13 protein-coding genes and 3 tRNA genes are annotated in these 14,839 nt (G+C 45.3%); 2 read left to right on the forward strand and 14 right to left on the reverse strand.

Annotated features, from left to right (window positions below; genetic code table 11):
- Positions 1 to 55: 55 nt before the first annotated feature.
- From EPO18_RS00890 to fchA, 9 genes are all read right to left on the reverse strand, one after another.
- Positions 56 to 2,077 carry a TonB-dependent receptor gene (locus EPO18_RS00890; protein WP_292429208.1) on the reverse strand — a complete coding sequence of 674 codons (2,022 nt, stop codon included), beginning with the start codon at positions 2,075 to 2,077 and terminating at the stop codon, positions 56 to 58.
- Positions 2,078 to 2,453: 376 nt separating this feature from the next.
- Positions 2,454 to 2,966: a transcriptional repressor gene (locus tag EPO18_RS00895; protein WP_292429211.1), complete on the reverse strand. Its 513-nt coding sequence runs from the start codon at positions 2,964 to 2,966 to the stop codon at positions 2,454 to 2,456.
- A gap of 180 nt (positions 2,967 to 3,146) precedes the next feature.
- Positions 3,147 to 4,457 carry a 30S ribosomal protein S12 methylthiotransferase RimO gene (gene rimO / locus EPO18_RS00900; RefSeq protein ID WP_292429214.1) on the reverse strand — a complete coding sequence of 437 codons (1,311 nt, stop codon included), beginning with the start codon at positions 4,455 to 4,457 and terminating at the stop codon, positions 3,147 to 3,149.
- Between the two features lie 185 nt (positions 4,458 to 4,642).
- The gene (locus tag EPO18_RS00905; RefSeq protein WP_292429217.1) at positions 4,643 to 5,455 is read right to left on the reverse strand and encodes a thermonuclease family protein; all 813 of its coding nucleotides are present in this window, start codon (positions 5,453 to 5,455) and stop codon (positions 4,643 to 4,645) included.
- Positions 5,456 to 5,538: 83 nt separating this feature from the next.
- Complete coding sequence (locus EPO18_RS00910) at positions 5,539 to 6,846, reverse strand: dicarboxylate/amino acid:cation symporter (protein WP_292429220.1); 1,308 nt, start codon at positions 6,844 to 6,846, stop codon at positions 5,539 to 5,541.
- Between the two features lie 359 nt (positions 6,847 to 7,205).
- Positions 7,206 to 7,281 (reverse strand) — tRNA-His (locus tag EPO18_RS00915).
- A 35-nt stretch (positions 7,282 to 7,316) separates the two neighbouring features.
- Positions 7,317 to 7,393 (reverse strand) — tRNA-Arg (locus EPO18_RS00920).
- 5 nt (positions 7,394 to 7,398) lie between these two features.
- A tRNA-Pro gene (locus tag EPO18_RS00925) sits at positions 7,399 to 7,475 on the reverse strand.
- Positions 7,476 to 7,678: 203 nt separating this feature from the next.
- The gene (fchA, locus tag EPO18_RS00930) at positions 7,679 to 8,308 is read right to left on the reverse strand and encodes a methenyltetrahydrofolate cyclohydrolase (RefSeq protein ID WP_292429223.1); all 630 of its coding nucleotides are present in this window, start codon (positions 8,306 to 8,308) and stop codon (positions 7,679 to 7,681) included.
- A 774-nt stretch (positions 8,309 to 9,082) separates the two neighbouring features.
- On the opposite strand from fchA, the gene EPO18_RS00935 reads away from it, so the two are divergent.
- Positions 9,083 to 9,847, forward strand: coding sequence for a flagellar brake protein (locus tag EPO18_RS00935; RefSeq protein WP_292429226.1), 765 nt, complete (start codon positions 9,083 to 9,085; stop codon positions 9,845 to 9,847).
- Between the two features lie 108 nt (positions 9,848 to 9,955).
- Here the strand turns inward: EPO18_RS00935 and waaA are convergent, their stop codons facing one another.
- The 5 genes from waaA to rpsF form a co-directional block, all read right to left on the reverse strand.
- Entirely contained in the window at positions 9,956 to 11,215 is a 1,260-nt protein-coding gene (waaA, locus tag EPO18_RS00940; RefSeq protein WP_292429228.1) for a lipid IV(A) 3-deoxy-D-manno-octulosonic acid transferase, read from the reverse strand.
- A 74-nt stretch (positions 11,216 to 11,289) separates the two neighbouring features.
- Positions 11,290 to 11,739: a 50S ribosomal protein L9 gene (rplI, locus tag EPO18_RS00945; protein ID WP_292429231.1), complete on the reverse strand. Its 450-nt coding sequence runs from the start codon at positions 11,737 to 11,739 to the stop codon at positions 11,290 to 11,292.
- A 46-nt stretch (positions 11,740 to 11,785) separates the two neighbouring features.
- Positions 11,786 to 12,634, reverse strand: a complete 849-nt coding sequence (locus EPO18_RS00950; protein WP_292429434.1) for a YybS family protein — start codon at positions 12,632 to 12,634, stop codon at positions 11,786 to 11,788.
- Positions 12,635 to 12,697: 63 nt separating this feature from the next.
- Positions 12,698 to 12,925, reverse strand: a complete 228-nt coding sequence (gene rpsR, locus EPO18_RS00955; RefSeq protein ID WP_104424167.1) for a 30S ribosomal protein S18 — start codon at positions 12,923 to 12,925, stop codon at positions 12,698 to 12,700.
- A 33-nt stretch (positions 12,926 to 12,958) separates the two neighbouring features.
- A complete protein-coding gene (gene rpsF, locus EPO18_RS00960; RefSeq protein WP_292429238.1) occupies positions 12,959 to 13,411 on the reverse strand; it encodes a 30S ribosomal protein S6 in 453 nt (150 codons plus the stop codon).
- 340 nt (positions 13,412 to 13,751) lie between these two features.
- Here rpsF and EPO18_RS00965 point away from each other — a divergent pair, with 340 nt between their 5' ends.
- On the forward strand, positions 13,752 to 14,765 hold the full coding sequence (locus EPO18_RS00965; RefSeq protein WP_292429241.1) for a tryptophan--tRNA ligase: 1,014 nt from the start codon (positions 13,752 to 13,754) through the stop codon (positions 14,763 to 14,765).
- Positions 14,766 to 14,839 lie beyond the last annotated feature (74 nt).

A 14,839-nucleotide genomic window follows, 5' to 3' on the forward strand; every position in this document is an offset into this window, starting at 1 on the left:
CGATATTACCACGCCACTCTTCTTCACTTTACTTTCTATACCTGAGTTACTTAATTTAGTAACTCACCCTAAACCCTATCTCAGCCCCACGCCCCGGTTCCGGCGCAAAATTACGCAGGTAGGAGGTAGAGTTACGGATATTCTCATTCAACAGGTTGTTGGCTTTGGCGAACACCATCACATCGGCGCCGTGCAGATCCAGGACTTGATATTGCGTACCTAGGCTAAGCAGCAGGTAGCCGTCCGTAGCGGTATCGTTGTCACCTGAATGCGTCTGGGCTTCGCCGCGCGTCAGGCGCAGGTTGGTATTCCACTCGCCTTTGGTGTGGTCTATCTGAAAACCGAAACGCAACGGCGGCATACGCGGCACATCGCCACCTCTGACAAACTGGCCGCGGGTAAAATCGCTGAACAGCGTTAAATCAACCGATCCGTAGCGGTTTTGCATCATCGGGAAAACCAGTTTGCTTTCATAACCCATGACCGCAGCATCGGCTTGGCGGGTTTCGAGCACAGGCGCACCGTCTATGAATTCGCCATTGCGTTGTTGGTAAATATAATCGCCCGCCCAATTGTGGAACAGGTCCAGCTGGGCTTTGACCCAATCCGACTTAAATTTATAACCCAAATCCAGGTTGTAGGATGTTTCTTCGCGCAAATTCAGGTTGCCGACTTCAAAGCTGCGGGTGGCGTCATGGTAACCATTAGCCAGCAACTCCTGTATTTGCGGCGCTCGCTGCGAGCGGGTTATCGCAAGATTGAGGCTGTTGCTGTCGTTTATCTTCCACAAGCTGGAAGCGGAAGCGCTGACCGGCACATAATTAAGACTGGAAAGTCCTTGCGGCTCCAGCGTCGTGTCTTCAACCCGGATACCGAGCTGGTTAGCAAGCGCACCGATATCGAACGATTCCACCGCAAAAACGCCGTAACTATTGCTTAGCGTTTGCGGGACAATTATTTCATTGGTCGATTTATCAATCGCGGCAAAATCGCCGGCAGTGGCTTGAAAACCGACCATGCCACGAAATATTCTAAGGGGGTTATGGATTAGCTCCAGACGGCTTTCATAGGTTTTATTGGTAAAAAAAGAACCCGGCGTACCATCGGCAATTTCGGTATGTTGGTAATCGGTATAGCCTAGCTTCATGCGCAGCGATTCAGCGAACTTAAACGGATTTTTCAATTCGCTTTTAAAATCGTATTTGCTTTGTTTGAGATCGATACGGGTAGTTTCACCGGTGCCGTCAGGAGCAATGCCGTAATTATTTTCCAAACGGTTGATGGCAATACCGGCAAAGCCCGGATCGCCTACCAGGGAAACGCCGGCCGAACCGCTGATCGCGTGGGCCGAAGTGTTGTTGATAGTACCTTGATTGTTTTGAATAACATCAAGTGTCGGATCGGTGGCTTGGGCGGCAGTAACATCAATAGCTTGACCGCCGATGTCGAGATTATTGCGGTCACGATAAAAGCCGTCCAAGTGGTAGGCCAGGTTACTTTCGCCGCCTTCTATTTTCATTACTGTAGACGTTTCGTCGGATACGGAATCGAAACGCTGCTCAAGCGCCCCTCCGAGCAATTTGTCCGGCAGCTTGCCCGGAATCCGGTTGTCGATCACATTAACCACGCCGCCAATCGCGCCGCTGCCATAGAGCAAAGTGGCCGGACCGCGCAATACTTCGACGCGCTCGGCCAGCAATGGCTCGACGCTGGTTGCATGATCTGGGCTTATCGCCGAAGCGTCATTACTGCCGATGCCATTATTCAAAACTCTTACACGCGGCCCGCTTTGACCGCGAATGACTGGGGTGCCGACACCCGGACCGAAAGATTGACTGGTAATGCCCAGTTCGTTTTTCAGCGTTTCGCCGATGCTGTGGCCGACTTTCAATCGCAATTCCTCATGACTCAAAACGATGACCGGAACGGCAGACTCGGAGGCCTTGTCCTGTAACGGCGCGGTGACGACAACCTCTTCTAATTCTTGTATATCTTCTTTGGCTGCTTCGGCTGCATAGACTGCCGGTGCTGCCGCAGCCGTTGATAGTAAGAAAAAAATGGCGGTTTTTTTGTTCATCAGATGCCCAAGATATTCAATGAAAGATAGGGAAATTTAAGGTAACCACGTTCTTAAACTCATCGACAAATCCTGACGGTAAATAAACGTGAAGCGATATTTTGCATTAAATGTTATGTTATAACATAACATATTGCAATCGTTATTTTCTTTTCAAAAAATATTCAGGCGGCAATGGTGGTGGATAAATTAAGCGCAATGACACAGTAGGAGCGGGCCGCACCCGCGACATTTGCGCGCAATAATACAAAGTTGCAGCACTTCCATCGCGGGCACGGCCCGCTCCTACAATGGTTAATTTAATGGCAGTGATGCTAGGCGAGGAAACGATGACTTCGGGTTTAGGGAAGTTTGCCGACCATATATCCTCAGCGCGTCAATCTTGATCGTCGTAAAGCGCTGCACATTTAATGCAGATGCCGTGAACTTCTATTGCTTTGCTGTGCACGATAAAACCCGCTTGATCGAACTCTTGCGACAGGGCTTGCATAACTTCAGTGGCGGGACGTTCCTCGACTTCATTGCAGTGCTTACAGATTAACAGTAACTGCTCATGTTGATGACCGGAGCTACTGCAACCGACGAAAGCATTAAGGCTTTCCACACGGTGAATCAAGCCTTGCTCCATCAAAAAATCCAGTGCGCGGTAAATTGTCGCGGGTTTTGCGGCATTTTGCAGGGGTTTGATACGGTCTAACAACTCATAAGCCTTAACGGCTTTATGGCTATCCCAGATCAGTTCCAGCACTTGGTGACGGATAGGAGTTAATTGTACGCCGCGAACCACGCACAAATGCTCGGCAGTATCCAAAGCCTCGCTGACACATTTTTTGTGATCGTGTTCTGAAGAATGGGGATGGTTGAGGCTGGCTTCGGCGAGTGTGGTCATTGCAAGAAACGTCTATCTGAAATCAAATGTTATATTATAACATCCGCTAGAGTTTCGCAATTTACCCTTTCAATGATTAATAGACCCAGGAATGCGCCTAGCTACGGTAGACATAGACCTTCCAGGTTTTTAAAACCTGGAAGGTCTGATGCCGGGTAAATTATTAGTACCCAGCAAATCCTAAATCAAATGTCCCCACAAATCATATTCATCCGCTTCTTCGAGTTCGACATCGACAAAATCGCCGACTTTCAAATGCGTCGCGCCATCGATAAATACCTGCCCGTCGATTTCCGGCGCATCGGCCTTACTTCTGGCGACCGCGCCCTCTTCGACCACTTCATCGATCAACACCGTTTCGATTCTGCCAACCCGTTGCTGCAAACGCTCGGCGCTGATTTCAGCCTGGTGCGCCATGAACCGGGCCAAGCGTTCCTGTTTGACTTCTTCAGGTATTTGATCGGGCAAATCATTGGCAACCGCGCCTTTGACCGGCGAATAAGCAAAGCAGCCGACTCTATCCATTTGCGCTTCGCTCAAAAAATCCAGCAGCTGCTCAAACTCCTGCTCGGTCTCGCCGGGAAAGCCGACGATAAACGTGCTGCGCAAGGTAATATCGGGACAGATTTCGCGCCATGCTTTAACGCGTTCCAGATTATTTTCGCTAGCCGCCGGACGTTTCATCAGTTTTAGGATGCGGCTGTTGGCGTGTTGAAACGGTATGTCCAGGTAAGGCAGGATTTTGCCCTCGGCCATTAACGGGATCACTTCATCGACATGCGGATACGGATAAACGTAATGCATCCTGACCCAAATACCCAAGTCGCCCAGCGCCTCGGCTAACTCATAAAAACGGGTTCTAACCGAACGGCCTTTCCAGTCCCTGCTTTGATACTTTAAATCCAGTCCGTAGGCGCTGGTATCTTGCGAAACCACCAGCAATTCCTTTACTCCGGCATTGGCTAGACGTTCGGCTTCCAGCATCACATCATCAATCGGCCTGCTGACCAAGTCGCCGCGCATTGAAGGGATAATGCAAAAAGTACAACGATGATTGCAGCCTTCGGAAATCTTCAAATAAGCATAATGCCGTGGCGTCAGCTTAATGCCTTGCGGCGGCACCAGACTGATAAACGGGTCATGAGGAGGCGGCAGATGTTCATGCACAGCCGCCACGACTTCTTCCAAGGCGTGAGCGCCGGTCACTTTTAAAACTTGCGGATGACGTTCCCTGATTTCGGCTTCCCTGGAACCCAAGCAGCCGGTAACGATGACCTTGCCGTTTTGAGCCAGCGCCTCGCCGATGCTGTCCAGCGATTCTTCCACCGCCGCATCGATAAAACCGCAGGTATTCACCACGACCAGGTCGGCATCCTGGTAAGTCGGCGAAACGGTGTAACCCTCTGAACGAAGCTTGGTTAAAATTCTTTCGCTGTCGACCAGGGCTTTGGGGCAACCCAAACTAATAAAACCAATTTGCGGAGCTGTCATTTAAATCTCGGGTAATGTTAAAGTGCGATAGTTTATAGGACTGGCTAGTCAAATAAAAATTTAAAAGAATTCACCACGAACGACTGCATGGATGCAGGAGGTAGAGCAACGCATGGAGCAGTTACCGAGACACGAAGGACACGAAATTTTGTTTCTTCGTGTCTTCGTGGTGAGTAAAATAACTGCTAAGTCTTTTCCTTAATCGCACTCGGATGACGAATCAGCATCGACAAATGCCCTGCCCTTCTGTTCAGCCAACCGCGCACTTCGATGGTTTTACCCAAATAGCTATTAACATCGGGAAATAAATCCAGCCATTTGCTCTCGATGCGCGCCTCGAATTCATCGGAAAACTCCAGATAAATCGACTTTCGGGTAAGATGAATATTAACCACCTTACCGACCAGGCGCGTCCAGCCCGGATGCCCTGTTTCTGTAAGGCTGCCGACCGGTATTGCAGCATATTCAGGCCGACCCCAAATACCGAGTTTGGCTCGCTCCGCCTGATTCTGCGCCTTAACCAGCTCATCGACATACAGCAACTCGGATGGATAGATATTGACAGAAGCCAGACCGGACTCAACCAATTTCAAGTTGATATGCTCTTTGTTTTCGGTGAATAAATGCGCCAACGTTCTACCATATTTATCGGTTTTTTCAGCCCCGATTTCCAGTCGGACGCGGGTATTTTTCAGCTTATCGGTCAACCAACGTTTGGCCTCATCGCCGCCCACATCGGCTAACTTATCCCGATGCTGAACTTCCGGCGTATTGATGCCCAAAAACCGGATTTTACGTCCGTCCTCCAGCTCCACGGTATCGCCATCGTAAACCGTCTTGACCCTGTAAAAATCATATCCCGGTTTTATGTCGACTATTTTTGCTTCGGCAACCGGATGATCGGAAAAATGCTTGTTGCCATCCGCATCTTGCCACTCATAAATTTCCGCGTTAACCCAGCCGGGCAAGCATAACAATAAAACCAGTAAAATTCTCATGGCCCAGCCTGTGTGTTCATTAAACGATAGTGAAGTGATTTGCGCTTGACGTAAGATAAGTCAAAGTAATTTAGTTGCCGTAACTATTCAGAAATATCGGGCGGTACGGCGACTGTTGCTACATCAATATAGTCGAACGCATCATTAAGCTTTTGCATATCCAATTCATTTTCCCATTTTGCAGCAACCACGGTGGCAACTCCGTTGCCGATAAGATTGGTCAACGCGCGGGCTTCGGACATGAAGCGATCGATACCCAAGATAAGCGCAAGCCCTGCGACAGGAATGGCCGGAATAACTGAGAGTGTTGCCGCAAGAGTAATAAAACCGCTCCCGGTTACGCCGGCAGCGCCTTTCGAGGTGAGCAGCAGCACGCCAAGCAAGGTCAGCTCCTGCGTCATTGTCAGAGCAGTATTGGTCGCCTGAGCGACAAAAACAGCGGCCATCGCAAGATAAATTGAGGTACCGTCAAGGTTAAATGAATAGCCGGTCGGAATAACCAAACCGACAACGGACTTGGAACAACCCATTTTTTCCAGCTTGATCATGATTCGGGGCAGCACCGATTCAGAGGACGAAGTGCCTAACACGATAAGCAGCTCGTCCTTGATATAAACGATAAATTTGATGATGCTGAAACCAGTAAACCTGGCGATCAATCCGAGCACGATAAAAATGAACAGCAGACAGGTCAGATAAAAGCTGCCCATTAAACTTGCCAACGGCACCAGCGACGCAACGCCGTATTTGCCGATGGTAAACGCCATGGAACCGAAGGCTCCAATCGGCGCCAATTTCATAATGGTTTCTATTATGCCGAACAATACGTGCGAAATCTTGCTGATGAACACAGTCACTTCCGCTCCCGTCTCTTTCATCGCGGCCAGCGAAAAGCCAAACAACAACGAAAACAACAATACCTGCAATATATCGCCCTTGGCAAAGGCATCCACTACGCTGACAGGGATGATATTTAGCAAGAAATCGACCGTGTTTTGCGTTTTTGCCGTATCGGTATAAGCCATAAGGCTTTTAGTATCCAGCATGCTTGCATCGACATTCATGCCAGCCCCAGGTTGAATGACATGCACTACAAGCAGTCCGATAACCAGTGCCAGCGTACTCACGACTTCAAAATAGAGCAGCGCCTTAATGCCGACACGGCCGACCTTGTCCAGCTCCCGCATACCTGCAATTCCATTTACCACGGTACAGAAGATGATAGGTGCGATGATCATTTTAATCAGTTTGATGAAGCCGTCACCGAGCGGCTTCATCGCAACACCGGTTTCAGGGTAGAAATAGCCGAGCAAAATGCCGATGCCAATGGCGGTAAGGACTTGGAAATACAGATGTTGATAATGTTTTTTAGCTGCGTAAACGGTTTGCACTGATAACCTTCTGCTTGCTGGAATGATATTTTAGCTTGAGCTTAATATGCATTTTTATAGTATTAAATTGTTATATTGAAAATAACAATAATATAAAACACGCTGGTTGTCAGTTTTAGCTACCGCGAAGGAGGATCAATCACTCATTTACAAAAATCTATCAACGTGACTTTGAGACAGAAAGCCATTTGTGCGGATTTCACAAAGCTGGCGTACTAAATCCTGAGCGGCTTTAAACGCGTTAATGCTAAAAATCTATGATGTGAAATTGAAGACGGTTGAATCTTCCGGTGAGTAGCTGCTTTGCCACCATTTTTATGGCACAAAAACAATATAACTTATTGACTTAAATAATTAAATGGGGTGAACGATGGGGCTCGAACCCACGACAACCGGAATCACAATCCGGGGCTCTACCGACTGAGCTACGCTCACCATAATGTAGCGGTGTTAATGAGATGTACTGCAAATGGCGCGCTTGGCAGGACTCGAACCTGCGACCCCCGGCTTAGAAGGCCGGTGCTCTATCCGGTTGAGCTACAAGCGCTAAACTGGTCGGGGTAGAGAGATTCGAACTCCCGACATCCTGCTCCCAAAGCAGGCGCGCTACCAAACTGCGCTATACCCCGACAATCTCCTTTTAATGGCTTGCTTAACTTCTCAACCACCTGAAGAGCTGCTTATGATAACGATGCTTCTTTATATCGTCAATATTTTTTTTGCGTCACCTATAAAAGTTTATCAAAAAAATACAGCCAGCCCTGCTTATATCCAATCGATGAGTTACGAATCAACCCCTTAAATATAGCAAATTGTTTTTTACTTTTAATGCTTATAGCTTGGATTTAACGATTTGATAAACCTCTTCTGTAGCGACGTCAGCGCCTTTCAAAATTGTCTCCAACTCAACCAGTTTCGCATCTGCAAAAGCTCTGTCTTTAAGCCCACCCGCATTAATGTAAACATTTAACGCAGCGCTTTTTAGAGCACCGTAAGCGGCCATTACTGCAACACCAGCATCACTGATTACGCCTGTATTACCTTTTTCTGCTGCAATTCTGCTCAATGCAATAGTTTCTGCACAAGCGCGAGCACACATTAAAGGAACAATAGTGGCTTCTTTTAATACAGTCTGGATAGCCGCGCTACGCTCAGCCTTTTCTTCATCGGAGTCTTTTGGCAAGCCATACGTCACCATTAGGCAATCAAAAACGTCAACGTCAGCTTTAATCATACCAGTCAACTTTTCACGTAACGCTTCTGATTTTTTCAACAATTCCTGCATTTCAACTTCGACCTCAGCGTATTTAGGTTTGCCTATGGTCAAATTACAAACCATGCTGATTAAAGCGGCAGCCTGTGCACCCATTACCGCTGCCGCGCTACCGCCACCAGGAGTAGGCGCCTTGCTGGCAAGTTCGTCAATAAAGACTTGAATTGATTTATCTTTTATTTCATTCATGGTGTAACGTATCTCATCAATAGTGAAGTCTATAGTAAAGCTTATGAAAAAGAGTGGATATATTGAAAACAGGGACTTTTTGCTGCATTACGCCAATAACAAATTCTTTAACTTTAATTATTGGAGGCGCTTATTCACACTAAAAAATATTATTATCGCACAAAGAAACCCACCAACATTAACCAAACAAAACTTAAGAACTGGAAAACTCCACTTAGATATTGAATAATTAATACATGAGGATGCAAATATAGACACTTAAACTCGTATTACAAAACTTGCATGGCAAAACTAATCGACCACATACTTAAGATATTGAATTTTGTGCGATAACGCACAGATAAACATTGGGCGACTGTTTATTATTTAAACGTTTAAAGCAACTTGTGGCATTAAACAGCCAAACTCAAGATGGTCAGCTTACCTCCTAGTGTCGAACTATAAGCAGTCCCAATAATGATATGCTGCTTATTTAATACCTCCCCTGCTATTAAAAAAGTATTGGGAGGTTTTTTTTGCCGGGCATATCCGCCCGCAACTGCACTCGAATCACATATTGTTATCCGTCAAAATATCAACACCAACCTGCCTTTTTTATCGATATTATTAACATAACTTTATGCTGCTATAGTCAAGCCACTTGCAAAACGAGTCCTTATAACATCCAAATAAAAATGAAAAATACATAAGCAACTGAAACAATTATTAGATTTTATTATGGCAAATTTATTGCTCAATAGTTATACCTAATACATTTCATCAGGCACATACACAATGCTAACATTTCAATCCAATCAAGAGACACGGCACCGCAAATACGCTTCTGAACCCGCAATTATCGACAATACGTGTAATAACTACACTATTGTCAATCAGGAAGAGATAAGGAAAAAGCTAAATCACCTATTTAATAAAAACGCCCTGTTGGCTATTAAAGTTCCTGGAAAATTTGCAACAAGCACACTCTTAACGACGATCACCCATATCGAAAAAAACCATGTTTTTTTGGACGGCTTCCAAAACGAACGATTTAATAAAGATCTGCTTAAGCAAAATGCGCTGGAAGTGTTTACCAATCTTGAAGGCATAGCCGTTAGTTTTATATTAAGCGGATTAAGCGGATATTATACAGATGGCTCATTCACTTTAATGACTCATCTTCCCAAAAGCATGGAATGGATACAACGAAGAAATGCTCGCCGGGTGAAAGTACCCATCAATATTCCCGTTAAAGTACAGTATAAAAATCAAGCCGACTGTTTTAATATAGCTGATATTAGCGTTACCGGCCTATCCTATCTTGATCCAACTGAAGATCAGTATTTTTCAGCTATCGGTGGACTACACACAGACTGCAATATCGTCCTACCCGATAAAAGCGTACATCTTGCCTGCTTCGAAATAGTCAACAATATAACTATTCCCTACAAGCACACTAAACAAATAAACCGCGTTGGCTGCGAAATAAAGCGGGCTTCATATCGGCTTGATACGGCATTGCAACACCTCATTAATCAAATCGATTTCTATTACCAGTAAAGAATTATTTTTTGAACGGTAATTTCCGAGAGATTTTATGAAGAAATTAACCCTAAGGCCAACGCACAAAACCTTTACACCGACATAGCATAGCGCATCAACGGATAATCAAATGTCTTGATCAAGACATTTAAAAACTCTAGTAATAGCGCCTTGATTTTGTCGAACAAACGCCTTGCCCTTTTCAGCTAACAATTGCCTATTTGCAGGGTCTAAATATAAAGCGACAATCGCACTGATTATTTCGTTTTTATTTCGGCATTGTATTGCAGCATCCTGCTGTAGGACGCCTTCAGCTATTTCCTTAAAATTCGCCATATACGGGCCAAACAAAACCGGAGTTCCAACTGCTGCTGCCTCAAGAATATTGTGCCCACCAACAGGTACCATGCTGCCGCCGACAAACGCTGCATCAGAAGCGGCATAAAACTTTTTTAACTCACCCATGGTATCGACCAGATAAATGTCGGTATCCTGCCGGCAAATTTCGCCGGATGTGCGCGTTACCAGAGTCTGCTGATACTGCTCACACAACTTTTTTACTTCGCCAAAACGTTCAGGATGCCTTGGCACAATAACCAGCAATAATTCAGGGATCTTCTGCTTAATTTCTTTGTATATTTCAAGAAATATCATCTCTTCATTTTTATGGGTACTGGCAATTAACCAGACAAACCTGTCGCCAAATAAATCGGCTTTTAACCGCGAGCCTTGCTCAATAATTTCATTTGAAACCTCAACATCAAACTTTATATTACCCAACATTCTGACCTTTTCGTGTTTGGCACCAATAGCGATAAACCGCTTGGCATCATCCTGAGTTTGCGCTGCAATCAGTTTGACGCAGGTTAAAGCCGGGGAAATAAGAAGGGGGATTTTCTGATAACCGTTTGCCGATTTCTCAGATAAGCGGGCATTGATAATGTATAAAGGAACCTTATTTTTGCCGCAATAGGCAAAAAGATTAGGCCAAATTTCGGTTTCCATGATGACGGCTATTCTCGGCTCAAAACACCGCATAAACCGGTTGACCGCATCAGGGATGTCATACGGCAGGTAAACATGCTCCACGCTTTCCTGCATCACTGCTTTAACTCGGGCAGAGCCTGTGGGTGTTGTGGTCGTAATTAATAATTTGGCATCAGGATGATGCTGTAGCATTTGCTTGGCTAGCGGAAATAAAGCCTCAGCTTCGCCCACGGAAACCGCGTGAAACCAAACGACATTCCGAGGAAACTCTTTATTATAAAAAGCAAACCGTTCGTTCCATCTATATCGGTATGCGGGTGCTTTGATACTTCGCCAGATCAGGCGAACCAATATGAAGGGAATTAAGAGATAAAAAAGACAGGAATAAAAGACTCGCATAGAAAAAAAGACTCAAGATTGCAGGAGATACAAAACCCTACAACCTTTTATCTTTTTGTATCGACCTTTAAATATTATGCTTCAGCTGCAATTTTAATAGGCATTTTTACGACAACATCGGTATGACAGACAATGTCGATCTGGTATTCACCGATCTGACGAATAACACCCTGAGGCAAACGGATTTCATGTTTTTCAACCGCCACACCCGCTCCAGTAATCGCATCAGCGATAGTCTGCGTACCGACTGAGCCGAACAATTTACCTTCATCGCCAGCTTTATGAGTGATGACAACCTGAAGCTTGCCCAATGCATTTGCACGTGCTTGAGCCGCACTCAGTTTTTCAGCAGCCGCTTTCTCAAGCTCTGCGCGACGCGCTTCAAATTCAGCAATTTTGCTAGGCGTTGCAGCAACGGCTTTACCGTATGGAACAAGATAGTTTCTGCCATAACCTGATTTGATGACAACTTTGTCACCCAGATTACCCAAGTTTGCTACCTTTTCAAGAAGAATAACTTCCATCTTTTATTACCTCATTATCGGATTTTATCCGGCTATTTTTACGCCATCAAGGCGTCTGTTGATTCGAAATTTTATTTCGTAAGTTCATCCATGTATCACTCAGTCCAATTAAAGCGACAGGCAGCATGGCATGGGGTATCAAAAACAATGTCACATAGAACATCGGGACCATATATCGGCCCAACTTCATTGAGGCGAAGACAGTATGCAACACCGCCGTTCCAATACAGGTATACAGCACAAACAGCAAAATAGCGATATTCCATGAAATCTCAGAAACCACACCAGAACTTAATGATGCAATTATTACCACCACGATACTGCCTACTGCTAACCTTGGGTGCGTATTTAATGACAAAAACTCTTGTCTAAATCCGCCAGGGTTATAGAGTAAAGACTGCCACCACCGCCCCAAAAACAGACCAAATAGCAGGCCAAATACCGATGCGGCCGCAACTATTCCTGTCATGTAATGGGAAAGCACATCCAGTGTATGCTGCATATCTTCAATGGGAGCATTCGCAGGCAACATCTGCGAAAGAATATTCTTCCACATCGTTGCCAACTCGGCATTATAAAGATAACAACCGACAACCCCCAAGACACCAATTAATACTGCAATCTCAACCGCTAGAGATAAATACCGCCCCTCTCTTAAGATGATCGAAATCAGCCAAACCGGAACCCACAGCCCCATCCCATAAAGCAATACAACCTGATAATTGCCTAACAAGAAAAACCCGAGCACTCCCACTATCGCAGTTGAAGCTCCCAAAATGATTAAGCCTTCAACAGCTCCCCGCCTTAAAGTGACAAGAGCAACAGAAGCTGAACTTACTATGCTCACTGGAGGCATAATCAGAGATACCATTGCAAGAGTAGAAGCCACTATCATGGCTTGCATTCTCCCCCGCATAATGTACTCAGCTAAAAAGCCCACCGAAATCGGTCCAGTGTATTATTTATGAGCGTCGCAGAAAGGCAACAGGGCAATAAAACGAGCGCGTTTAATTGCAACACCTAATTGTCTTTGATACTTGGCGCTGGTTCCTGTAATGCGACTAGGAACAATTTTACCGGTTTCGGTAATGTAATCGCTCAACAAGTCCAGATCTTTATAGTCGATCTCTGTTCCACCTTCTGCACTGAATCGGCAGAATTTTTTGCGTCTAATGTTACGTGCCATAATAATTCTCGTAAATCCAAGTGTTAAAAAGTGTTATTCAGAAGCGAGTGCGTCAGCATCAAAGTCTTCGTCGATATCATCTAAATCAAGTTCATCATCAATGTCTGTCACAGCTGCTCTTGCAGCCGCATCTTTGGCTTTTGATTCGGCCGCTTTATTTTCTTCGGCGGTTGATGTAGCAATGATGGACGGTCCTGTGATAGCTGCTTTTTGCAATAAAGTCATGCTACGCAAGATGGCATCGTTAAATCGGAAGCCGCTTTCTAACTCTTCCAAGGTGGCTTGATCGCATTCAACATTCATCAGCACATAATGCGCTTTATGAATCTTATTGATTGGATAAGCTAGGTGTCTTCGACCCCAGTCTTCCAAACGATGGATTTTTCCGGCTGCTGTTTCGATGGTTGATTTATAACGTTCAATCATCGCTGGGACCTGAGAGCTCTGATCAGGATGGACTAAAAAGACAATTTCATAATGTCGCATGGTTTTTCCTTTCGGGTTAAGCCTTCCACCTCTGTCTTATAAAGATGGTAAAGCAAGGAGGAGCCAATAGCCCCTAAGAACCGCGCATTATAAATGTTTATTTAACTATTGAAAAGCTCGGCATTCATGTCTCTTACCATTTATCGTTTTAATTTAGCATTATAGATCAACAAATAAGCAGTACAAAAACGTATAGCTGAAGATATCACAGAACGTCATCTATTGATTCTACGCTTTTTAAATAAGTCGAACCAAGCTATTCCACTGGATATTAGCCTGAATTTATGTAATATGGTGCCAATTTTGATCTTTACACAATCAGACTCTTGAGTATTACTTGATGAATAAAGCAATAGTTTTAACTGGAATTACAACCACAGGCACGCCGCATTTGGGTAATTATGTCGGTGCAATCAGGCCTGCCATTGCGGCGAGTAAGGATGCGAATGTTACGCCCTTTTATTTTCTGGCCGATTATCATGCGCTGATTAAATGCCAGGAACCGGAAAAAGTCAGGCAATCCAGCCTTGAAATTGCCGCAACTTGGCTGGCTTTAGGGCTGGACACGTCGAACGCGGTTTTCTATCGGCAATCGGATGTACCGGAAATCCTGGAACTCTCCTGGATGTTGACTTGTGTCGCAGCAAAAGGCCTGATGAACAGAGCGCACGCCTATAAAGCGGCAGTTGCAGAAAATGAACAGAGCGGCGAAAACGATGCGGATAAAGGCATTACTATGGGCTTGTTCAGCTACCCGATATTAATGGCAGCCGACATGCTGATGTTTAATGCCAATAAAGTCCCTGTAGGCAAGGATCAGATTCAGCATATTGAGATGGCCAGAGATATTGCCGGGCGTTTCAATCACATTTACGGCGAACATTTCGTGCTGCCGGAGGCTGTCGTTGAAGAGCATGCCTCAACATTGGCAGGCCTGGACGGACGCAAGATGAGCAAAAGTTATAACAATACTATCCCGTTATTCGAACCTGAAAAGAAACTAAGAAAACTTATTAACAAGATTAAAACTAATTCGCTGGAACCGGGAGAACCCAAAGACCCAGAAGGTTGCACGTTGTTCAGCATCTATCAGGCCTTTGCCACCCAAGCGGAAGTCGCTGAAATACGGCAACGTTATGCAGACGGCATTGCCTGGGGTGAAATGAAACAGGTGCTTTTTGAGCATATTAATGAACATATAGTTCCGGCAAGGGAACGTTATGAAGCATTGATGCAAGCGCCGGAACATATCGAAGAGCAGTTGCAGGACGGAGCACAAAAAGCACGTTCTGTGAGCATACCGTTTATGAAGGAATTGCGTAAGGCAGTCGGTATTTCACGAATCTCCTTGTGATGCCAGTAATGCTCCAGCATATCCGACTCAAGTAAACTTAATGCTGATCTGCCCTTTAATCTACAGGGATTGTA

The sequence above is a fragment of the Methylobacter sp. genome (assembly GCF_004322395.1).
Lineage (GTDB): Bacteria > Pseudomonadota > Gammaproteobacteria > Methylococcales > Methylomonadaceae > Methylobacter_A.